We start from the raw sequence: 22448 nt of genomic DNA on the forward strand, positions 1-22448 counted from the left end.
CTATTGCACACCGACCAAACTCGGCCAGAACATCAGCCTGTTTGCCACGCGCACGTTCGGTGAAGCCTGCGGCATCAAGGAGCCGTAGCGGTCGGCAATATCAGAAGTCGCCTCGGGCTTCGGAGCGCCGTCAGCCGTAGCGTCAAGCAGCGACAACCCAATGTTCGTCAGGATGGGGTAGTAGCGCCCCCAACTTGCATAGCCTCCGGTCGGAAATGCACTCGACAAGCCAAAGGGTGGATAGCCTTCCAAGCAGCGATCCATTCCATTGCTATACGCAACCCGATACCACCCATTCGAGCCGTCCCAATAATTGGAAAAATACGGACGCTTCGCGTCGCCGTTCCATACATGAGCCACGAGCTGAGCCGAGAAAAATCGTGTCAGATTTGGGTCCGGCAGATCTTTGTTAGCCAGTTCAAAAATCTTGATCAATGCGTCGCGGTTGCGCTCTAACGCATCCAGCACAGGCACCAAGCGACGAGAATGACTCAGATCCCATCCGAGAGTCGGCACGGGTTCCACGCTCTTGATTGGCACCTTTAAATCGGCGGCAACGGCCCTGTCCTTTACTGCGCAAACGGCTGGCTTTCCTGGCCCGGTGTAACCTGCATAATGGTTGTCAGAATACAGGCGCCAGAAACCGCGATCCAACTCAGCGGCCATCGTTTTTCCGGTCCCAGGGGAATTTATTTCCCTCAAAGAGATTCTGGAATTGAAAAACGCCAACAATACCTTGATCGCCCGCTGATGGTGCTTGGCTGCTTTTTCATCCTGAAAAAACGAGCTTCGCAAATCAGGTCTTTTCACCAAAATTCCGGCCATTTCGGCATACAAACCGATCAGCCAAAGCTCCTGATCTTTAAAGAAGTATTTTGAACTGCCATCGACAATGTCGCTCGGCTTTTTTTGAATCGCTTCACCCCAAAGAGCAAGGCCTTCTTTATCAGTTGCGCGAAGCAAATGAGACGCCAGCAATTGAGCGGTCTCATTTACAAATTTCTCATTTTTTTCTGATTTGGCAGGCGATTCGATGAGCGAGTTGGCGAGCTGACTCAACAAGGCAAGTCCTTGCACACTAACGAGCATCACCTCGGTGTCGCGGAGACGATTGCCAGAATTGCAGCTAGCTCCACCCCGGCATATCCAGCCGCGCGGATTTGACGAATCGGGGGAGGCCGATGGAGCCATCGACTGACGGTATACCTTCGACCCGCCCGCAGCGGATCCCGCCAATTGCACCGGTCCAAGCTGGCCATAAGCCACGCTCCAATCGCTCGCAAATTCATTCAATCGTTCCGATCGACCACAGCGTATCGCCATTGACAGTAAATTATGCAAAGTACTCTCAAGGTCGTAGAGCGCATAAGTGTCACCTTGATCGCGCAGGCGTTTCTGCAGCAACTGCCCGGAAACCCAAGCTCGCCCGGATTCATCCCAAAGCGCCCACGTCGCTTTTTCAATCGAGCCACCACAGGCAGTTCGTTTTGGAGCCTTTTGCGCAAAAGAAGGGCGTGAAGGAGTTTCGCCTATTGCGGGAGCATCTGTTCTTGCCGACGCTGCCTGGCTCACCAAGATGCTGGCGAACACAAGCGCTCCCGGTTGAAAAATGGCCCGGAAATTCATTATGAATCCATCATCCTGCGATAAAACGCAATCAATTTTCGGGCTTCCATATCCCAGTTATAGCGCTCCTGAATCGACTTCTGTCCATTCTGGCCCATACTTTTCGCCTCCTCCGGATGGGCGACCAAATAATCAATTGCTTGGGCAACGGCTCTTGAATCGAGTGGATCTACGCAAATTCCGCATTGGCTCCCGTCAATAATTTCCTGCCAGAGCGGAAAGTTCGATGCGATAACAGGAATGCCAGCACTCATGTATTCGAACATTTTGTTGGGCAAAGCGTCGAGATGACTAATTGTTGGATAAAACGTGACCAGCCCGGCAATTGATTCAGCCAATACAGTCCGAACTCCCTCCCGATTCACGAATCCGAGTTCATCGACATGCTCCCAACCGGCCTCGCTTTTTACAGCTTTCTCAAATTCAGGTTCTGAAAATTTTCCGCCCAACTTCAACCTGGCGCCCGAAGATGTGTATGGCAGCGCTTGCACCAACTCCTTCACGCCGCGAATCTTTGAAATCCCCCCAATATAGGCAACTTGAAGAGCTCTCGACGACCAAGCGATTTTTGGAGGAGGCGTCAGCTCCCCGAGCATCGGGAAATTACCAACATTCACCGTATTTGGGTTTATCGACAAAAACTTTTTGCATATAAACGGAGTGGCAGCAACGACGCCGTCCAACTTTCGACAGGCCCACGATTCATACTGAGCAAAAACCTTCGACAATAACCATCGGAGCGGTCTATTCAGATAGGGCTTCCCAAGCAACTGCTTGGGAACATCTTCGTGGGCATCGAAAATGACTCTTTTCCCTGCTTTCTTCAGAGCCAGCCCGATTGGAATCAGCTCGGGGTCATGCAAGTGATAAATCTGAGCATCAACTAAAAGGGCTTTTTCCAAGACGCGTTGGGGGGCATGACGTATGCGCTGCAAGCGACTGCTCGAAGCGCCGGCGTCAATAATTCGAACGTTCTCATTTATTTCGTCGCCTTTTCCATCAGCGACGATCAAATGAACCAGGTAGCCTGCATCAGCGAGTGACCGACATTCTTTGAGAAAAATACGAGTGTCATGACGTGCGTGCACCGACGTCAGGTGGCATATCAATGCTCCGTCAACTTTATCTTCGCGATATTCATTCATTCTCAAATACCTTTTTAATTCACTTCGCTATTCGGCCGGGCTTGCATTCCTTGAAAAAAGGAAGGCCACAAGGAGGCAAAGAAAAATCCCGGACGACAAGAACGCGGTTCCAAATGCTTGCTCTGTCAATAGCAGCCCATACATTGCGCCAATCGACAGAAATATCTCGTCGTTTTTCCACTTATAAGCAGAGTCAATGACGGCAAAAACAAAAGATACGAAGAAAATCGCAAGTAGATACAGAGCGACTCCCCCAGAAGCCAGCGCATACATAAATGCATTTGTATTGGCGTTAAGGTTATCCATTCCGAGATAATCTTGACCAATGTAAATCGCTATGCCAACGTCGAGTTTCTTACCAAAAATCCAGGAGTCGAGATCTGAAAAAGTGCTTAGCACATAGTCAGCATAGACACCCTGCAGGAAAGGCGGAATTACCATGGCCCGGCGGACAAATAATTCAGAGATGAATGACTCGCCAAAGAGCATTTCCACCAACGCCACCAGCAGTATCAAATTCAAACCCAGCAAAACATAGCCATGAAAGTATTCGAACTTCTCTTTGCGGAGAAGAAATCCGAGAAACCACATAACCATGGCATATAGAAGAGGGGCTTTGACCCCTATCAGCCAGAATCCGAAAACCGCATACGCAACTGCCAGGCCACTGATGAGGAAATTTCCTCTACGTCCGCCGATAAATGCCATGACCGGCATGACGCCATTGATCGACATCGCGAATAGGTATGTCGGAATTGTGCCGACACCGAATGACTCTCTGGCCGAAATTCTTCTGTCGTACATCAATTCCCAGTCGAATCCCCCTCCTCCGAACGCAGTAACACCCACAAGAGCAGAGGTCAGCAGCAACAAGCCCAAAGCCCAAATTCTCCATGCGGAGGAGAAAAACCCAATGCGCGCCAGCTTCCTGACCTCGGTTCTGGCAATTATTTGCCTGATCCCCTTGAAAAGCATCACCGGCAATATGCCGATGCAAAGCATGGAGAGGCCAAAATAAAAATCCGCCTGGCCACTTACACTCCAATACCCGGCACCCCAGATCAAGCAAAAAGCAAGATAGAAGAACAGGAAAATATCCGATGGCAGGCTGATTTTTTTTGGGAGAAAGTAAAAAATCAAACACCCCCAGATGATCGAGATCAGGAGACTATCGAATCTCCAGCTCAACTCATGCAGGCCGGCGTAGCTGTTTCTATCCAGAATTCCGCCAAAAGAATACAGCACCAGCGACGAAATCATGGCCAACACACAAAGTGCGGCAAGATAGAACTTGCTTTTTACCTTCAACATAAGCAATAGAAACTACGAATATGCCGAAACTTTTCGACCAAGGATCTTGCCCGCTAGCCCCTGAATACGCTTAAGCAATCTGTAGCGGCGATTCCAGCTTCGATAGTTTTTATGGCTATTAAGCGGGAGCTGCATGTACCCGTCAAACTCGCTGCGGGTAATTCTCAGTTTCTTGCAAAAATAAGAAATATCTCGTTCCAGTTCATCTGCCGGATATAACGGCTTCTTCAATTCCGATAATGCTTCTTCACGTGTCATTTGCCCGGAAACAATGAGACTCGACAAGTGCGGCAGTCGCTTGTCATATCCGAAGCGCGTTGGAAGATAATAATTCTGGAAGAGTTTTGTAAAAATGGATTCCCCATGCTTTCGGCCATACGACCGCCACCCAATCTTCTCCAACTCTTGAATGGCTTCATCTTTATTAAAAGGCATGAAGTTCAACGGGCGAATCACACGCATTTTTCTTATCAGCGGATAATAGATGTAATACTGCCAAAAGCTGACTATGGGGTAGGTCGCTAATTTTTTACTGCCGTGCCTCTTGTGAATATCAAGCAGATTGATAGCATCCATGGCGCTGCCATGCCAGGATCTAGGAAAAATTCCTTCAGTAGCCAGATTCCCACCCGAAAAAACGTATCTAACGCCATTTTTTACGGCAAAAGAATAGAGCGCCGCAAAGAAAGCGTGATCCTGCGGTACATCCTGATTGGAAATTCCAGAGCGTAAATACGCGATATGGAGATCGCGCATCTCTTCCCAATTCACAACGTGGGTATGTAGGTCGTAACCGCAGTGTTCCACAATTTTTTCGATATTTGAAACGGCTAATTCACTATTCCATCCCGCATCGACGTGGACAACCAATGGACGCAAGCCCCATTCGTGTGCCTTCAACGCCAGATAAGAACTATCTACGCCGCCCGAAAGTCCAATAATGCAGTCGTATTCGTGGCCTTTTCCCTCTATTTTGATTTTTTCAATCAATTCATTTAGCCGACGCGCACCATCTTCATTGGGAAACCATGTTTCCTTCGCTGTTTTTTCAAATTCATGAACGTGGTTACTTACGCCTTGCTCGTCGAAAATAATTTCGGTATCCGTCGTGTCCATCACCGTTCGGGTGCAAACTTGATAACTTCTTTTTTCAGCGGTCATAATTAAATTATCTTTTTCTAATCAACAGCTCTTTTTTTTGAGCTTCCGTTAAATACCCAATAAGCACGGCTCGATGTTTACCTCTGAAGACGAACATTGCACCGGCCGCCACTGCGGCCGCTCCACCATCATTCAGTGCTTGACTAAGGTGTTCCACGGTTCCCGCACCACCTGCGGCCACTACTGGAATTTTTACCGTACCTGAAACCAAGCGGAGTAAGTCGATGTCATATCCAGCCATCGTTCCATCTCGATCCACATTATTAAGAAGAATTTCTCCCGCACCCGCCCCCTCCAGGATCCGTGCGTAGTCTGCGACTGAGTGCTTCAGTTCGACTGAGGCAGATCTCACAACCACTTTGTATCCGGTTAATAAGCCACGCCTCACATCGATACCCGCCATAATCGCCTGGCTTCCAAAAATTCTAGAAGCCTCTGTCAGAATTTCCGTTGATTCGGCGAGAGCGGAATTAATAACCACCTTCTCTACACCGGCGCGGAGCAGCTTTCTAATTTGCTCCAATGTGCGAATGCCGCCACCGTATGCAACCGGCATGAAGCATTCGCTCGCTATTTCTGAAATGACTTCATAGTCGGGCTCCCTGCCTTCACGAGAAGCATTGATGTCCAGCACAACCAGCTCATCGACTTCTTTTTCGTTGAAGATTCGAACGGCATTGACAGGGTCGCCGATATAAACCGGATCCTTGAATTTCCTCGTTTTCACCAAGCCCCGTTGACTCAGAAGCAAAGTCGGAATGACACGAGCCCTGTACATCTATACCGCCTTTTGCATTTCGGAAAAGTTTGCCAAAATTCTTTTTCCGTATCGATGACTTTTTTCGGGGTGGAATTGGACACCCATTATATTTTTTTCGGCGACAGCGGCGCAAAAATCAATTCCGTACGTAGAGCCCAGGAGTTCAATGCCTCTATCCCTTGAGTCCATGTAGTAGCTGTGAACGAAATAGTACCGAGCATCATCTTCCAGCTCTTTGAGGAGGGGGTGATTTACCTGGCGCTTCACGACTTCACCCCAACCCATGTGAGGCACATGAAGTCCCGAATTCTCAGGGAGGCGTTTAACCGACATGTCAAGCCATCCAAGACCGGGCAAACTCCCCTCCTCGCTTCCATGTCCCAACATCTGGGCGCCTACGCAAATTCCCAGGATTGGAGTATTTTTTTGGAAAACCTGTTTCTCCAATAAAGGAATTAGACCGCTTGCTCGCAGATTGGAAATACATGCGTCGAACGCGCCATTACCCGGCAAAATCAAACCGCTGGCCGCTTCAATTTCGGATGCGTCGCTTGTTATCTTGCATTTGGCTCCAATTCGGAGGAGCATATTCTCGACCGCCCCGATATTTCCGATGTCATAATCTATAATTGCGATCATTCTTTTCGCCTCGAGACAGCCTATAAGACAGGATTAAATAGATCACATACAGCATGCTATAACCAGCACCGTATGATTGGAGCGAAAGAGAATAGCTATTGAATGCCGTCAGCGTCCCAATCGTCATGGCAAACAGTGAGATCTGCCACATCAGATCGATGTGCTGTTTTTCCGCCAAATAAAACATGTAGCTCAATGGACTTGCCACAAATCTCAGCATGAACATTGGCAAAAGCCAGACAGCAATGGTTCCTGCAGGGCGCCAGTTCTCGCCGAAGCAAAGGGAAAAAAGATCTTCTCCCCACCACATCAGGCCCGACATGACAAGCACGGATGCTGTGGAAAGCACCATGAAAGTCTTGGAATAGGTATCTCGGCATTCGCCTCTTGCCCGCCAGTCCGAAGCTGCATGCCTTCTAAAAACATCCAGCACCGCCCGGCCGAGCAGCGAAATGGGGGCGCCTAGTGTCCGCAATGACAAGGCGAGATAGCCGCTTATTTCCGATCCGAATCGACTGGCGACGATAATCAAGGGCAGTTGCGCAGCGGCAGTATTAATGACATCAGCCGGCAAAGACATGATTGGAAGTCTTCGGTAGCGAGACCAAAACTCAAGCAATCGCCGATTGATATCCTGGGGCAGTCGACCTAATGGCATTACTTTCAACGCCACAAGAAACCCGATCGATGCTCCCACGACATGCGCGACGACTAACGCAGACGAGGAAGCCCACTCAAGGCCTGCCACAATTTGCATCACAGTAATTGAAAATGCGAACACGATTCGCATGATCGAAAGCTTTTTGTACTCTCCCTCCGCTGCGGCCCAGGACTGCCAGATCTGAGAGCCGGCAATAGCAAAAGCGGCCGGCACGACCATGATTCCAAAAAGGACTGGAGTTTTTTCGAGCCAGGCCGGGGATAGGAAAAATGCGCCGCCTACTGCAATGGCCAACAGAATCACGCCAAAAACGGTTGTCAGCAGGGTCGCTGCGGCGGCAACTCGTCGAGCATCGCCCTCTGCCACCATGGCAAGGGCCGTTTCAAACCGGCCAGTTATGGCAACTGCGAAAAAAAGGGCGACGCCCTGCCACGCAGCGTAGAGTCCAAATTCTTGCGGCGCAAATAGCCTCGCAAGTATCAACGACCCCAGGATTGGAATGAGTTGCGCGATCGTACTGCCGGTTAAAACCGATGCAACTTGGTGCCAGAAATGACCGACCTCCCGTTTCATGAATTAATCTTATTTTTCACGTTGGGGCAAGTCGATAATTATTTGCAGGCAGCCGAAATAGCTTCCACGATCTCGGTAATCGTCGACTCTTGCAAATAAGGATGCATTGGCAAGCTGATGACATGCTGCGCGACTGAGTCACCGATGGGGAGGTCAACGCTGTCATCGCGTACCGCGGGCTGCTTGTTGAGAGGAATAGGGTAGTGAACGGCCGCAGGTATATTTGCAGCCTTCAGCGCGATTTCCAGGCTGCTTCGATCAGGCACTTGAAGGGTGTATTGAGCAAAAGCGCTTGTGTTGGCCGGCTCTATATATGGCGTGGTAATTCGACTCGAGCCTTTTCCATCGGAGCGCGTCTCGATTTTTATTGATTTGGCGAAACTGCTTTCGTAAAGGGAGGCAACTTCCTGGCGCTGTTCTATCTCTCTATCAAGCAGAGGTAATTTGGCCAAGAGAATTGCTGCTTGTATCGTGTCGAGGCGGCTGTTTACCCCCACCCGGACATGGTGATACCGCCGATCCTGACCGTGCCGGGCAATCTGCCGCATGACCTTGGCCAGTTCGTCATCGTTGGTGAAGATGGCCCCGCCATCGCCGTAGCAGCCCAAGGGTTTGCTTGGGAAAAAACTCGCACAGGCAATGGTGCTGAGATTGCAGCTCTTGCGGCCTTTGTAAGTGGCCCCGAAGCTCTGCGCGGCATCTTCGATGACGGTAATTCCGTGCCGCGCGGCAATCGCATTGATCGCGTCGAAATCCGCACACTGCCCATACAGGCTCACCGGAACAATGGCCTTGGTCCGTGGAGTGATCGCAGCCTCCAGCAGGGCCGGGTCCAGGTTGTAGGTACGCGCATCGATATCCACGTACACCGGCTTGGCGCCCAGCAGCGCCACGGTCTCGGCAGTGGCGATGTACGTAAAGCCCGGCGTAATGACTTCATCTCCCGGCCCGATGCCAAGCGCCATCTGCGCGATCTGCAAGGCATCCGTACCGTTGGCCACAGTGATGCAATGCTTGGCGCCCGTATAGGCCGCGAGCTTCTCTTCCAGCTCGGCCACTTCAGGCCCGAGGATGTATTGACCGTGCGCCAGCACGCGCTGAATCGCCGCGTCGATCTGGTCCTTGATGCGGGCCTGCTGGGTCTTGAGGTCGATGAATTCGATCATGGCGCCTTGGCTTCCAACTTGGTCACGGCATTGCCGTCGAGTACGTAGCGCGCGCCGGTGTGCGCGCAAATAGCTTCTGCCGTGCCCTTCAGCGGCAACGCAAGTTGCTCGCCGAATTCGCTCATCCAGCCGATCTGCCTGGCGGGCACGCCGACCATGAGCGCATAAGCCGGCACGTTCTTGTTGATCACGGCGCCGGCGCCGACGAAGGCATATTCGCCCACGGTGTTGCCGCAGACGATGGTGCAGTTGGCGCCCAGCGTCGCGCCCCGCTTCACAAGCGTGCGGCGATATTCGTCCTTGCGTGTGACAGCCGAACGCGGGTTGTAGACATTGGTGAAGACCATGCTCGGCCCGCAGAACACGTCGTCCTCCAACGTGACCGCGTCGTAGACGCTCACGTTGTTCTGGATCTTGACGTTGTGGCCGATGGTCACGTCGTTCCCGACGTAGACGTTCTGCCCGAGCGAGCAGCCCTCGCCGATGGACGCCTGCGCGCTGACGTGCACCCAGTGCCAGATGCGGGTGCCGTCGCCGATCCGGGCGCCCTCGTCGACGATCGCGGTGGGGTGGGCTTTGTATGCCATGCCGAGCTCGCGGGGCGTCAGGCGAGATGCCGAACGAACGGATGCACTTCGCCCTGCTCGCCCTGAACGGGTGTGGCGCTGCGAATCACGTTTACGGTCTCGATGCAGTGGCGCGCATCCTCGAGGCCATAGCCGCGACCAGCCAGGATTTCCTGGTAGCTCACCGTGTGCAGGTCGGTGAAGCCTTCGGAGAACTCGAGCTTCTCGCCGCTGATGTCGATGTTGCGGAAGGTCGTCTTCTTGCCCTTCACGTCGGCCGGCAGATCGTTGGCGTCGATGGACAGAAACCAGCGAACGCGCGCGCGTTCGTATTCAAGGTAGCCCGCCGCCTTGGCCGTGCCGCTGTAATGCACCACGTTGTGCTGCAGCTTTCCGAAGATGAAGTGCAGCATGTCGTAGAAGTGCACGCCGATGTTGGTCGCCACGCCGAACGACTTGCGGTTGTCGCCCTTCCAGCTTTCCATGTACCACTTGCCGCGCGAGGTGATGTAGGTCAGTTCCACATCGAACTTGGTATCTGCGGGCGCGGCGGCAACCTTGTTGCGCAGCTTCAGGATGGCGTCGTGATGGCGCAGCTGCAGGATGTTGAAGACGCGCTTGCCAGTTTCCTTTTCAACACGCTGCAGCTCGTCGACGAGGTCCGGCGTGGGCACCAGGGGTTTCTCGCAGATCACGTCGCAACCCAGGCGCAGGCCCGCAGCGATGTGCGGGTGGTGCAGGTAGTTGGGACTGCAGATCGCCACGTAGTCGAGCGCCGTCGCGGGGTTGCGCTTGAGCTGCTGCGCGTGCTCGTAGAAGCGTTCGAACTCGGTGAAGAACTCGCTCTGCGGCGAGAGGCTGTCGATGATGCCGACCGAATCGTTGATGTCGTAGGCCACCGAGAGGTGGTTGTCCGTGTCCTTGATGGCACGCATGTGGCGCGGAGCGATGTAGCCGGCGGCGCCGATGAGAGCAAAGTTTTTCATGTCGAGGAAGAAACGGAGAAACAGGAAATGGTTTACAGGCGGAACACGGAGAAGCCGCTGTCGCGGGCATCGTGAGCGTTGAACAGGCTCTTGACGTCGACCAGCACAGGCTGCTCGCCTCGGCACAGGGCGCGCAGCTCGGACATCGTCGCGCCGCGATACTCGTTGTGACCTACGGCAACGACCAGCGCATCGACCGGATGGTCCGCATCAACCTTGCCGAGTTGAAGGCCGTACTCGCGAGCCACTTCTTCGGCGTCCGCCCACGGGTCCACAACTTCCACGGAAGCGCCCCACGCCTCGAACTCGCGCACCATGTCCACGATCTTGCTATTGCGGATGTCCGGGCAGTTTTCCTTGAAGGTGACGCCCAATACACCGATGCGGCAGCGCGGCACGTCCATGCCGTTCTTCAACATCAACTTGATGGTGTTGCGGGCCACGTAGCGCGCCATGTTGTCGTTGATGCGGCGGCCGGCCAATATCACCTGCGGGTGATAGCCGACCTGTTCCGCCTTGTGCGTCAGGTAGTACGGGTCCACGCCGATGCAGTGCCCACCCACGAGGCCCGGACGGAAAGGCAGGAAATTCCACTTGCTGCCCGCGGCCTCGAGCACGTCGAGAGTGTCGATGCCCAGGCGCTCGAAGATCACGGACAGCTCGTTGACCAGCGCGATGTTCAGGTCGCGCTGCGTGTTCTCGATCACCTTGGCGGCCTCAGCCACCTTGAGGCTGGTGGCCTTGTGCGTGCCGGCGGTAATGATCTCGTTGTAGAGCGCATCCACCAGGTCGGCCACTTCGGGCGTGCTTCCGCTGGTGATCTTCTTGATCTTGGTGAGCGTGTTGACCTTGTCCCCCGGATTGATCCGCTCTGGGCTGTACCCGCAGAAGAAATCGACGTTGAATTTCTTGCCGCTGAATTTTTCCAGCACGGGCACGCAAACCTCTTCTGTCGCGCCCGGGTACACCGTCGATTCGAAGATCACGATCGCGCCGGGCTTCATCACCTTGCCGACCGATTCGCTGGCCTTGATCAACGGCGTCAGGTCGGGCCGATTGGCGTTGTCGATGGGCGTGGGAACGGTCACGATGAAGACGCCGCAGTCGCGCAGGTCATCAGCGTGCGATGTAAAGGCCAGTTGCGTGGCGGCCTTCAGTTCTTCGGGGGTGGTTTCGAGCGTGTGGTCATGACCACTCTGCAGTTCGGCGATGCGCTTGGCATTGATGTCGAAGCCGACCACCTGGCGCTTCTTACCGAACTCCACGGCGAGGGGGAGGCCTACGTAGCCCAGACCGATGATCGCGATCGGTTGATTTGAATGAATGGCTTGCATGATGGATGGATGACTGACTGCGAATAAAAAATTGACGGCCCGGTTTCAAGAGAAGCCCTGCCGCCATGCCGCGCGCGCTCATTCGATCGCTCGCGGTTGCTGTCTTTCGATTCAGGTGAGTCCATGCCCCGCCGTCGCGGCGGTGGTGGACTCTCTCCGGTTCCCCTGGCTGACTAGCGATGCCTGACGTAAACCTCGCTGGCGTTATTGACCACCGTGGCCGACGGCAGGATCAAGCTGACCACGCGGTTCCACTTGACCAGCGGCACGGGGTCGATATAGACCACATCCTGCGACTGCAGCCGGAACTGGCTCGCGATCGCCATGGCGGCCGGATTCTTGGCATCGAGATTGAAAACGGCAGGCGCGCCAGTGGCCCCCTGGCGAATGACGTAGATCTGTCCCGCGTTGGCGGTTGCATTCTGGGGACCACCAGCCTCGCCCAGCGCCTCGCTCAGGCTCAGGCGGCCGTTGCTGCGCATGTTCAGGGCCAGTGGCGCCACGACCTCACCCATGAGGAAGATCTTGGAGTCTTCGCGGTGCGCCACGCGAACGGTGTCGCCGCTCTTGAGCGGGATGCTGTTGCCGTCGTAGCCGGCCTCGCGCAACCTGGTCATGTCGACCGGGATCGACTTGCCGTTGCGGATGAGCGTCAAGGCAGACAGATTGCCGTTGGCCGTGATGCCGCCGGCCCGGTTGATGGCCTCGTTCAACGTCATCGGCACATCGGTGATGATTTGAGAGCCGGGGGTGCGCACTTCGCCTTCGACGTAGGCACGGCGACTTCTGAAGGACTGGATGCGCACCGTCACCTGCGGGTTCTCGACATGCGGCTTCAACAGATTACGGATCAGGTCGGAGGCATCGCCTTCACTCAAACCGGCGACGCGAACACGGCTGATGTACGGGAAAGCGATCTCACCTTCGGAATCGACGATGAAACCGGGGGCCACCTGCACGCCGGTAGGGTCTGCGGTCTGCGAGATGACGGCGCCCGCGTTGGGCAGCAGTTCAGGATGGTCGTAAACGATCACACCCACCACGTCACCAGGACCGATGGTGTAGCGCTCGCTCTTGCCGAACAGCGCCTGCACTTCCGGCGGAACGCCCTTGGGCGAGGTCTCGGCCAGCGTGCGCACGAGCGCAAGGGAAATGGGGGTGATCGCGCCTTCGGGTGCCGCGTCGGGCAGGTAGCGGAACTGCGATGGCAACTCCTCCCGTCCGTCGTAAGCCTCCACGGTACCCATGCCCGGCACGATTGCGCAACCTTGAAGCACCATCGCACCTGCCAGTGCCGACGCCCATGCCAAGACGTTCGAATTTCTTCTCAATCTGATCCCCCAGAAGTCAATATTTACCAGCAACGCACGCAAGAGGCCGTGCGCAGTTTCGTCACACAGTTTTTCAGGCGCAGTGGTTATTGACGAATTTTTTGTAAAAAATCGTTTACTCTTCACACTGGAAACTCACAAATAGATGCGTGAGTTGGTGAAAAGGCAGTGACGGCGCCAAAGTCGCCATCAGAGTCCCTTGGCTCTCTCCGAAGAGATGTGGTCGCCCAAGTTCATCGTTGCAAACTTTCTCCCTTATCGTACCAGCGCAACCCCGCCGCTGATCGCTTTCGGCACGCTCGGAGCGGGTAAAGGTACGTGGCGAATACTCTCCGATAAATGAGTCCGCAGCGCTTGTTGGCGCTGCTTGGTGCAGGGCACATCGGGCTGCTTCCACGCCGGAATACCTCGGAAAACGGGCCGCTCCCGGCACATTGAGCGCAGTCCGGCGCGTCATGCCGCGGCTGAAGCAGTCGCCCTTGACGGGTGTCCCGACAACTTCGGGCTCGGTGCGAACTGGATGGCCGGGACACCATTGCAGACAATGTTTTTGAATAGTTGACTTCAGTCCAAGACCGCGCATCCAGCGCGCGGAGCGCTCTTGAAGCCGGAGCGCACCTCGAGGCCTCGACGGCCCAGCGACAGTCTGCATGTAGTAGCAAAGATTACAAATACCGCGAACATGGTAGTGCGATGGTCACGGATCGCAGGAAGAATGCTGCATTGCAATACATCTGCCGATAAGCCATAGAGCTTGGTAAGGGGGCCCATGACATCCAGATCGCCCTCTTTATGCACAACCTGTTTTCTGCCTGTCCATGCGGCATCGATCATCTCAAGCGCACGCGCCGCAGCACTTGGATGCGGGTCTTGCCATGGCTGCGCCTCTATCGCTGCGATAACTGCGGCAAGCATCAGCTCCATTCCGAACGGGAGATCGATGTGGCCAAGGCCAAGAGAGAGGCGCAGGCCAGCTTCTCGACGAAACCCCGCCCGGGATCGACGGGTTCGCTCGGGCGGTAGGTAGGTAGCCCCGTACAGCACCCAAAAAGCAAAAAGCCGCAGTGAAAAATCACTGCGGCTTTTGATAGTGGCTTTGCCGGCGAAGGAATGACGAGCTGAGAAGCTTTCGTCAATCCATGGCCTGCAAGCATGTCTGGAGGAGAGGGAGGCAGTCACACCTCTATATTTCATGCGGGCTTCCGGGGCAATTCTCCGAAGATGCCTACTAAGATGCCTACTTGACGATTCGAATCCTCGTCTCGCAGAAGCAACGGACTGAAGCTATAGGTCGCTCATCCGGGCAGTCGCGATCTTCGTCGTCGACCAGATCGTTCGGCCCCAAATGCACCAGGCCATCAGCCCCGAGTGGGATCACCGATCGCTTCACCGCCGACGAACGCCTAAATGCGTTTCCTCCTTGCTTTTGATGCACCATTGCGACCTACTTTGGAGTTCGCATGGCAGAGCAAGACAGAAAAAAAACAGCGATAAAGGCACCGCTTAGCTGGGCGTTCGACAAGGCGATCGAAAACTGGCCGGCGATCGTTGGCTTCTTTGTCGGACCCGGTGCCATGGCGTATCTGGCATCAATTTCAGCATTCCTTCAGCCATTTGGGCCAGTGGCGTGGGGTGCGGCGGCCCTTTGCACCTTGGCGGTAATGACCCTCATGTATCTCGCCTATGGAATCGCCCGGAAAAAAGTTGCCACTGCAAACATCTTGGCCCTAAGAGCCAGCGCCAAGAGTTCAAACGTTCTCGCCCCCTCTCACGAGCACGAGAGTCTGAATTTGGTCGATTTTTTTCATCCACTCGCCACCAAAGTATCGCGAGTTCGCTTCGCTCACTGCCACTTGTTTGGACCGATCAACGTCGCATGGCAAGGAACGACGTTTAATCGCTGCTCCTTTGGGCATTGTGAAGTGGTCATTGTCAAACCGGGATTAACCACTACAGTTTTACTCCTAGAGGACTGCGAATTCTCCGAATGCAACCTCTTTTCTCTCACAATTTTTCTAACGAAGGAACAATGGTTGACGCTTCCTCATAACCTGAGAACAGGTATGCAGGTGCTCAACGACGGCGTTTGAAGCCGACGCACGAGGTGGGCTCCAAGAGGCCGCTGAGGGCATACACGCACAGTGGCACGGCTCTGCCAGCAGCGACAATGGGGAGGTCGGACTACGTGAACAAGGTGAAGAAGTGACTCTCCGCGAATTCTGGCGCGTTGCCATCATCCCCATCGGCGTCTTCTGGGTGCTGATGCTGGCTCTCCATTTCATCGACGATCAGCCGCGCCTGGCGCTATGGGAGGTGCTGGTGCGTCTCGTCGTTGGCTCGATCCTCTACTTTGCGGGCTGCAAGCTGCTCGCGTGGATCGCCAGCGAGATCCTCGAGGAGTAGCCCGCCCCAAGGCGCCGTCTTCTGGGCCGCCGGTCGCTAGGCGACAATGCCGCCCATGAACCGCCTCCTCCGCATAGCCGCCGCGGCGCTGCTCGCCGCCTCCGCCACCCTGGTTTCGGCCGCCGATCGCGACATCATGGCCTGGGGCGCCGCCCCCACCAACGAGGCCGCACCGTTCGTCACCTCCCTGCGCATCGGCTGCACCATGGAGCCGTCGGCCTGCATCGCCTTGTACAAGCCAGCGCCAAGGATCAAGTACATCACGATCCCCTTCGGTCAGGCCGACAAGCCCGACCTGGTGATGCAGCGCGCGGCTGTCTACTCGAAGCTCTCGCTTGAGCACCCGGTGCTGAAAGAGGTCAGCGTTGACGACGCCTGGTCGTTCATGCGGCGCGCCAACGTGCCGGACAAGGGCAAATACATCAACGAGCTGATCGACGCCGTGAAGTCGGCAAACCCGAAGCTGCAGTTCGGGGTGACCTTCTACGAGGACGAGATCGACCAGGTGAAGAAGAATCCGGCCAACCTGCCGGCCGATGCTCGGGCCAAGGTCGATCGCGTGGCGCTCTATCTGCACTTCCGCTCGAATTGGACGAATTACCGGGAGTACGTTGCCGAGACCAAGATGCTGTTTCCCAATGCGGCAATATTCGGTGGCGTCTACCACTATGACCGTATCGACTACCTGAAATGCAAACAGGGCGGCACCGAGAAGTGCTCGAAGACGGAAGAGTTCGAACTTTATAAAGACGCTCTGAAGCTGCAGCTTGCAATGCTGAAATCCAAGGAACTGGCTGGCCTGGAGCTTTACCCCGGATACCTCGGCGCAGAGGATAAATGGTCGGGCTGGAAGGATATACCCCAAACATGCGACAGCGACCGCAAAAACGACTGCATTTCCAACAGCCGCACCATGTCTAAAGACACGATTCAACTGTTGAAATAAATTGCTGCCTTGCCATGGACATAAGACTTTCAACGATTAGAGCGCTTATCCCTGAGTGGAGTTTTTTGATTCTCTTTCCAGGATTCTTTTTCTATCACACGATGGCGGGATACAACTTGTTCCCGCCAGTGCTTGGGGGCTTCTTCTCGCCCATGTCGGTACTGCTCTTCCCCTTCCTCTTCATGGTGTACGTGCAGACGGTGACAAAGGACAAAACCGAGTTCACTGGCACAGATCAATTATTTTTTCTGTACGTTGCGTTTTTCGTGCTCGTCTTGGCGTTCTCTTTCGTTGGGCAAAAGCCGATAGAGTTGATTGCTCAGCACGCTGTGTCAATTATTCATTTGGGCTGTTGCTTTTTTATATTCAAGACAATTGATTTCAGAAGTAAATCTTTTCGCCGAATTGCCTTTGCCTGCCTGATAGCAATGACGGTTTTGATTTTCATGCTGTCGGTCGACGGAACGTTTTATCTTCGTCAAGACGCTGCGGATGGAAGCGATGCCATTGCGTCTTACCAAGGATTCTCCCGTTCGTATTTGATGACCGCTATTGCATTGGTGGCCTTTACAGACCGACTCCGAGTTCGCCTCATTATTTACGCGGTCTGTATCCCATCACTTTATTTAGCTGTGGCCCGAAGTGAATTTGCAGCCTTCTTTTTGTTTGCATGCGTGATGGAGATCATCAGTTCCAAGAAGCCGATGGCGATGATCCTCACGATCGCGGTCATTGCAGGCGTCACCTATTCATCTCTCGAGGTGATCACCACGCTGCTGCCCGAGAACCGAGTGCTTGAGTTGCTCGTGTCCGGAGAGTCGACAAGCGGGGATGCTCGCGACGAGTACAGCGTCGCCGCCCTGCGGACCATCACAGACAACGTCTTTCTTGGCGACTACGGCAGCTACATCCCGACAACAGGCGTCGGCTCGGAAGCCCACAACATCCTGTCAGCGTGGGTCGACCTGGGCTTCACGGGCTTCGCGCTGTTGTCGTTCATTCTTTTGCGCTCAGCTACCCAGTTCGTGAAGTTCGCTCGGAGTCGCAGCACGCGCTCGCTCAACGGCTTCAAGCTGGCACTGTGTCTCTTGCTGATGACGATCTTCCTGCTGCTCACTGCCAAGGATTTCACTTACATGCTGGTGGGCGCCGCACTAGGCATCTGCTCGGCGTATATGGCCTATCGGCGGAGGGAGCGGCGGGCGGAGGAGCAAGCCTTGCCGGCCGCCATTTGGCAGCAAGCCGCATAGCGCCAACATCGCAATGGGAAAAGGCCCCCAGCGCCGAAGCGCTGGGGGCCTTGATCATGGTGGTGCAGACGTTTGCACCAGCTCTGCGAAGCCTACTCCGGTGCCAAGGTCGATGGCGTCTCGTTGAGCTGAGCCCGCCACTTCCTTATATTCCGCTGCGCACGCAAGGAATAGTCCTCTTGCGTTTTCAGCCGCTCGCCGGCTTGCCGCAAGCTCGAAGGGATAGGCGGCGGCGCTGGACAGCCCACCACTACGGGCGGCGGCGTCGAGCTGGGCGACATCGCGCCGCAGCCCGTCAACGTCATCACGATTGCTGCGATCGACACCGCCAGCCGCTTGTTTGCGAACTTGGTTTGCATGCTCGAGCTCCGCGGCCGCGGCCGCCTGTTGATGTTCAAACTTTCGGAAGTTGCCGTTGGCCAGGAGCGCGGCCTGCGTCCTGGCCAGGTCCGCCTTCGCGACGGCCGCCTGCAGCTCGTGCAGCGCGTTGTTCGCACCGTCCCGCTGGTGGCCTACCCAGCAGCCGTGCAGCACACTGGCGGCCATCAGGCCCGCCCAGATCCAGCCGGGCACCAGGCCGAGCAGAGTGGCAATCGCGCTCATGGGAACTTCGCCTCGCCCGACACGATGGCCGAGCGGGCGTCCATGCCGAGGAACACCAGGCGGGTCGCCTCTCGCCGGCGCTGCAGACCTTTCACGACTTGGCCGCCGGCACGGTTCCACTTCGGGATCTCGGCCGCCGCGCCGGCGTAGTCGCCCAGGTTGAGCTTTCGTAAGAAGGTCGACGGCCCTCCCCCGCCCAGGAACAGGATGCCGTCACGGCCCCCGCCACCTCGCCCAGTGTTGTAGACCGTCGAGACGACCGCATCGAACTGGCGCTGGTTCAATTCCACGTCGACGGCTGCCCGCACCGCCGGCTCGAAGTCCCGCGCCAGGCGCTTGGCATAGCGTGCGTCAGCCTCAGCCTGGCTGATGACCATGCCGACACTCACCCCCTCGGTGTCGCCCCACCCGATCGTCCAGGGCTTCCCGCTCAGGCTCGCGAACTGGGCCGGCACCTCGGTGAGCTTGTAGGGATCGATCCTGGCCGACTGCAGCGCCTTGAACAGCGGGGACAAGGGGTCGGGGTAGGCCCGCAGCTTGCAGGCCTCGTAGTAGTGGTTCAGCTCGTGCCCGTCGGCGCCCGTCGTAAGGTGTTCGTTCATTGCTTATCTCCCAACGGCGCGGCCACCGAAGGCGGCGCGTCAGGCCCAGCGCCCCCACGCAGACGATTGCTCGCGTTCGCGATGGCGTCGGCGGCGAAGCGGTCGAGCACGCCGAACCAGCGACCCCGCGAAAAGCCGGCCCAGAGGATCAACAAGATCCGCAGGTCCTGCACGACGATCGGCAGTTTTACCAGCGTGATCGCGCTGGCGCCGGAGTTGTAGCCCTGGATCGCGATGTAGGCCACGGCCCCACCGAAGATGGCGACGATCAGATCCTTCAGCAGCAGCGTCTTGACGTTGCCGACGAGCGCCCGCTCGGACACCAGCGTAAAGATGGTTCGCGCAGCGCCACCGAGCAGCCCGGCGGCCGCGGCGAACAGCAACGACATCCAGTCGTAGGCGAGTACGTCCTGCACGAGGGTAGTGTTCGCGTAGCAGAGTGCGCTGTAACACGCCAGCCAAAGAAAGAAGGCCTGGTTAACGCGGCGCTGCATGGAAGTGCTCCCTCATCTGTTGAGCGTTGACTGACACACCAAAGATCCCGGCGATGAAGAAGACTGAGACGGCCCGGATTGCGTAGGCCCACGCGAGGCCTCCGACGTCGAGTTGCACCGCTCGATTCGCAAGCACGATCCACGTCGCACCGGCAAGCACCGCCGCGAAAGCCGCTGCTCGCCTGTAGCCCTTGTGGTCGAGGAGATCCGGTCGGAAGACCAGCGTGTAGAGATGCGGCAGCGCTGCAGCGAACGAGATCGAGAAGGCGCCGATCACGCACCACCTCGAGTACGTCATCGAACTCACGCGACCGATGAACGAGTCCGGTACACCGAAGACATAGAAGATCGGCTCGGCGAGCAACAACAGGAATACAGTCGTGATGAAAGCCGCCTGCAGTCGCACCTCTGCGCGGTCTTGGTCGACAGGCCAGCTGGGCGCGGATGCGATGTACCGACGTAGTTCGTCGACGTCGACGCGCACCAGCATCGCCGTGCCGAGAAAACTCTGCACGATGCCTGTGCCCAATCTCTTGAAGATGTTTTGCATTGGTCATCCTTCAGAAAAAAGAAAACCCGCCGAAGCGGGTCTAGATCTAGAAGCAACGCTGCATACGAGATGCCTCACTGCCATTGGAACGATCGCCGTCATTCTTCAACAGTCGCACTCCAAGACGCCGTGAAAGACAACGCACTTGCGAAGTTTGTACCGTCCGTCGTTGTGATGTTGATGGTGAAGCCGGCCGTGGTCTCCCCGGTCACATGAACGTTGAACGACTGGGTACCGGTGCGTCCTCGGTTCAGACTAATGCCGCTGACCTTCGGTTGCCGGGGCGCCCGCTGGTCATAGACGACAGCCAAGGCGAGAGTGTTTGCACCGGTGGAAGCGGGACCGGTAACAGACCCTGATCGCGACCATCCTCGGACCTTCGCAGTACCAGAGGCCGTCAGTGAGTATGGCGAGCCGGCTCCATAGGTGAGGCTCGGCACGATGGCCCCGCGAAGGTCGAGCACATCTACAGCCTTGCCGCCGCCACTTGGTGGACCAACGTAGATCGCGACATTGGGAGACGCTGACAGTTGCTGCACCTGAAGACCAGCAGCAGCGATGTTGAGAGGCTCAGTTGTCACGCAACCAGAGTTGATCATCGTGAAGGCGCGAATCGCGTCGGGAGCATTGATGCGCGTGTTTGTAATGTCGAAGGTGCCTCCGTATTTCGTGTTCGCGTTAATGGCCGAGCTGCTGTTCCCACCGACGTCAATCACGCCGCGCCCGCCGGCGAGAGAGCCATCGCCATAGGCAGTGATGCTGATGCCGGCGAACGCGAAGTTAAAGCCCAACATCTCACCCATGTAGATCGCAGAGCCGTTCTGATTTTTCTTCGCGATCAGAATCGAGCCGGGCATGATCCCGTTGTTATTTCCACCTCCGGAATATCCGCCGTTGATGACGCCCTGGAAGCGCCAGCCCTCGGTGTTGCCGTGGTTGTTCACCGCACCAACCCCCTGCCCCGCGGTTTCGGCATTCGAGAAGAACCCGGAAATCAGACCATCTCGACACGGCACAGATCCGACATAGTCCCCGCCGCCGGTCGTCACCGCATGTCGACCACCTCCCCAACGACCATCCATTCGCACCTTCTGCGAATTGCTGGCCACCAGTCCATAGTCGTTCGATCCTGCGGCGGCATTCGCTTGATTCAGATCGACGCCCACTCCAGTGACGTTGTAGCAACGCTTGAGCTCACAAGCTGCGTACGAACTGTTATCAGCAGCCAGGTTGTCGAGGCGCGTGGCTGGATAGTTCTCAAACTTTGTGCAGGCCACGGAATCAAAGCCAGCTGCCTTACTTCCGATCACCTGCAGGCGACCGCCTGTGATCGTGAACGACGCCCGAGGTAGGCGATACATCTGGACCGCGGTTGCGAGATAGGCGTCCCACAATGAGCCGAAAATTCGCGCAGTGTTTCCAGTCACACTTTCCACTTCGACAAACTCTCCTGCTCGGTAGACCGTGCGCGCTGCGTTGTAACTTCCATTCGTCGGGTTGTAGATCACCACCACGTCGCCACGTTGAACCGCCGGTGCGCTGACGAACGCGAGCGCCCCTTGACCCTTGAATGCGACGGGCATCGCTACCGCGTCAAGGTTCGGGAGAGCCACCAATGCGCCCGCATAGGCATAGAAGCAAGCAGCGTCAGGGAACGACGCCGCGTTGGTGGCCTGGGAGAAGTCGAGCACCACGTTGCCGACGCGCAAACTGCCACTGCCGCTGATCGTGATCTGTCGCTTCAGCACGTAGGTGCCGTCGGGGATGTAATTTCCGCCAGCGATGGCCCAGCGCTCGAAAGCATTGGTCCAATCAGGATCTGTCGCGAGCCAAAAGTCCTGCGGAGAAATGCCGAACTCGCGGGCCTTTGCCTGAACGGTTCGTTTGACTGCGCCGGCGCCGGCTTGGGCGAACCCGACGAGCAGTGCTCCTGTGGACGCCCCGAGATCCGCACCGCTCACACCTTGGATCAATCGAAACTTCGCTGTCTCGAACGAACCGCTGGTCGTGAACGGCAGGAAGCTTTCGATAGGCGCGTAAGTAGAGATGCTGACGCCATCGAAGTAGCTCACCGTCTGGTTGGGGACGGTCATGAGCAATCCCGCGGTGTAGGGGACTGGAACTTGATAGCCCAGGCTCGCCAGAACCGCTTGCGCGTTGGAGTCGATCACGTCGAGACGCTCAACCGCCAGCGCATCAATGCCAGCCAGCGTTCGCTTGCTGCGCCCCGTTCGGTCTGTCGCAGTAAGGGCGGTGGAATTCGCAAACGCCGCCACGTGGTCAACGTCGACCTTGCCGTTGTTGAGATCAGCGACTTGAATGGCTGTCATTTTTGCTCTTT

Annotated in this window: 22 protein-coding genes; 4 read left to right on the forward strand and 18 right to left on the reverse strand. The window is 56.1% G+C overall.

Annotated features, from left to right (window positions below):
- The 13 genes from NU688_RS15150 to NU688_RS15210 all read right to left on the reverse strand — a co-directional run bounded on the left by NU688_RS15150 (position 1) and on the right by NU688_RS15210 (position 14453).
- On the reverse strand, positions 1 to 1626 hold the full coding sequence (locus NU688_RS15150; RefSeq protein ID WP_257861508.1) for a hypothetical protein: 1626 nt from the start codon (positions 1624 to 1626) through the stop codon (positions 1 to 3).
- Positions 1626 to 2771 (reverse strand): glycosyltransferase family 4 protein, encoded by a 1146-nt coding sequence (locus NU688_RS15155; RefSeq protein ID WP_257861509.1) that lies wholly within the window; start codon positions 2769 to 2771, stop codon positions 1626 to 1628. Before NU688_RS15155 ends, NU688_RS15150 begins: the two co-directional genes overlap by 1 nt.
- A gap of 27 nt (positions 2772 to 2798) precedes the next feature.
- Positions 2799 to 4082 (reverse strand): hypothetical protein, encoded by a 1284-nt coding sequence (locus NU688_RS15160; RefSeq protein ID WP_257861510.1) that lies wholly within the window; start codon positions 4080 to 4082, stop codon positions 2799 to 2801.
- A gap of 12 nt (positions 4083 to 4094) precedes the next feature.
- Complete coding sequence (locus tag NU688_RS15165) at positions 4095 to 5243, reverse strand: N-acetyl sugar amidotransferase (protein ID WP_257861511.1); 1149 nt, start codon at positions 5241 to 5243, stop codon at positions 4095 to 4097.
- A 7-nt stretch (positions 5244 to 5250) separates the two neighbouring features.
- Positions 5251 to 6021, reverse strand: coding sequence for an AglZ/HisF2 family acetamidino modification protein (locus NU688_RS15170; protein WP_257861512.1), 771 nt, complete (start codon positions 6019 to 6021; stop codon positions 5251 to 5253).
- A complete protein-coding gene (gene hisH / locus NU688_RS15175) occupies positions 6022 to 6642 on the reverse strand; it encodes an imidazole glycerol phosphate synthase subunit HisH (protein WP_257861514.1) in 621 nt (206 codons plus the stop codon).
- Positions 6620 to 7876, reverse strand: a complete 1257-nt coding sequence (locus NU688_RS15180; protein ID WP_257861515.1) for a lipopolysaccharide biosynthesis protein — start codon at positions 7874 to 7876, stop codon at positions 6620 to 6622. Before NU688_RS15180 ends, hisH begins: the two co-directional genes overlap by 23 nt.
- Before the next feature lie 38 nt (positions 7877 to 7914).
- On the reverse strand, positions 7915 to 9042 hold the full coding sequence (locus NU688_RS15185; RefSeq protein ID WP_257861517.1) for a DegT/DnrJ/EryC1/StrS aminotransferase family protein: 1128 nt from the start codon (positions 9040 to 9042) through the stop codon (positions 7915 to 7917).
- Complete coding sequence (locus tag NU688_RS15190) at positions 9039 to 9629, reverse strand: acyltransferase (RefSeq protein WP_257861518.1); 591 nt, start codon at positions 9627 to 9629, stop codon at positions 9039 to 9041. Before NU688_RS15190 ends, NU688_RS15185 begins: the two co-directional genes overlap by 4 nt.
- A 17-nt stretch (positions 9630 to 9646) precedes the next feature.
- The gene (locus NU688_RS15195) at positions 9647 to 10594 is read right to left on the reverse strand and encodes a Gfo/Idh/MocA family protein (RefSeq protein ID WP_257861519.1); all 948 of its coding nucleotides are present in this window, start codon (positions 10592 to 10594) and stop codon (positions 9647 to 9649) included.
- A 32-nt stretch (positions 10595 to 10626) separates the two neighbouring features.
- Complete coding sequence (tviB, locus tag NU688_RS15200) at positions 10627 to 11928, reverse strand: Vi polysaccharide biosynthesis UDP-N-acetylglucosamine C-6 dehydrogenase TviB (RefSeq protein WP_257861520.1); 1302 nt, start codon at positions 11926 to 11928, stop codon at positions 10627 to 10629.
- Between the two features lie 173 nt (positions 11929 to 12101).
- Positions 12102 to 13175, reverse strand: a complete 1074-nt coding sequence (locus tag NU688_RS15205; protein ID WP_257861864.1) for a polysaccharide biosynthesis/export family protein — start codon at positions 13173 to 13175, stop codon at positions 12102 to 12104.
- Positions 13176 to 13823: 648 nt separating this feature from the next.
- A complete protein-coding gene (locus NU688_RS15210; protein ID WP_257861521.1) occupies positions 13824 to 14453 on the reverse strand; it encodes a hypothetical protein in 630 nt (209 codons plus the stop codon).
- Positions 14454 to 14719: 266 nt separating this feature from the next.
- On the opposite strand from NU688_RS15210, the gene NU688_RS15215 reads away from it, so the two are divergent.
- From NU688_RS15215 to NU688_RS15230, 4 genes are all read left to right on the forward strand, one after another.
- Positions 14720 to 15349 (forward strand): hypothetical protein, encoded by a 630-nt coding sequence (locus NU688_RS15215; RefSeq protein ID WP_257861522.1) that lies wholly within the window; start codon positions 14720 to 14722, stop codon positions 15347 to 15349.
- Positions 15350 to 15461: 112 nt separating this feature from the next.
- Entirely contained in the window at positions 15462 to 15662 is a 201-nt protein-coding gene (locus tag NU688_RS15220; protein ID WP_257861523.1) for a hypothetical protein, read from the forward strand.
- Between the two features lie 55 nt (positions 15663 to 15717).
- Entirely contained in the window at positions 15718 to 16608 is an 891-nt protein-coding gene (locus NU688_RS15225; RefSeq protein WP_257861525.1) for a hypothetical protein, read from the forward strand.
- A 14-nt stretch (positions 16609 to 16622) separates the two neighbouring features.
- The gene (locus NU688_RS15230; RefSeq protein ID WP_257861526.1) at positions 16623 to 17858 is read left to right on the forward strand and encodes a hypothetical protein; all 1236 of its coding nucleotides are present in this window, start codon (positions 16623 to 16625) and stop codon (positions 17856 to 17858) included.
- A 54-nt stretch (positions 17859 to 17912) separates the two neighbouring features.
- Here NU688_RS15230 and NU688_RS15235 read toward each other — a convergent pair whose 3' ends face one another.
- The 5 genes from NU688_RS15235 to NU688_RS15255 form a co-directional block, all read right to left on the reverse strand.
- Positions 17913 to 18461 carry a hypothetical protein gene (locus NU688_RS15235; protein ID WP_257861527.1) on the reverse strand — a complete coding sequence of 183 codons (549 nt, stop codon included), beginning with the start codon at positions 18459 to 18461 and terminating at the stop codon, positions 17913 to 17915.
- Positions 18458 to 19063, reverse strand: coding sequence for a lysozyme (locus tag NU688_RS15240; protein ID WP_257861528.1), 606 nt, complete (start codon positions 19061 to 19063; stop codon positions 18458 to 18460). Before NU688_RS15240 ends, NU688_RS15235 begins: the two co-directional genes overlap by 4 nt.
- The gene (locus NU688_RS15245) at positions 19060 to 19557 is read right to left on the reverse strand and encodes a hypothetical protein (RefSeq protein WP_257861529.1); all 498 of its coding nucleotides are present in this window, start codon (positions 19555 to 19557) and stop codon (positions 19060 to 19062) included. Before NU688_RS15245 ends, NU688_RS15240 begins: the two co-directional genes overlap by 4 nt.
- Positions 19541 to 20107, reverse strand: a complete 567-nt coding sequence (locus NU688_RS15250; RefSeq protein WP_257861530.1) for a hypothetical protein — start codon at positions 20105 to 20107, stop codon at positions 19541 to 19543. Before NU688_RS15250 ends, NU688_RS15245 begins: the two co-directional genes overlap by 17 nt.
- 98 nt (positions 20108 to 20205) lie before the next feature.
- Positions 20206 to 22437, reverse strand: a complete 2232-nt coding sequence (locus NU688_RS15255) for a hypothetical protein (protein ID WP_257861531.1) — start codon at positions 22435 to 22437, stop codon at positions 20206 to 20208.
- Positions 22438 to 22448: the final 11 nt, after the last annotated feature.

This window comes from Variovorax sp. ZS18.2.2, from assembly GCF_024701975.1.
Lineage (GTDB): Bacteria > Pseudomonadota > Gammaproteobacteria > Burkholderiales > Burkholderiaceae_C > Variovorax.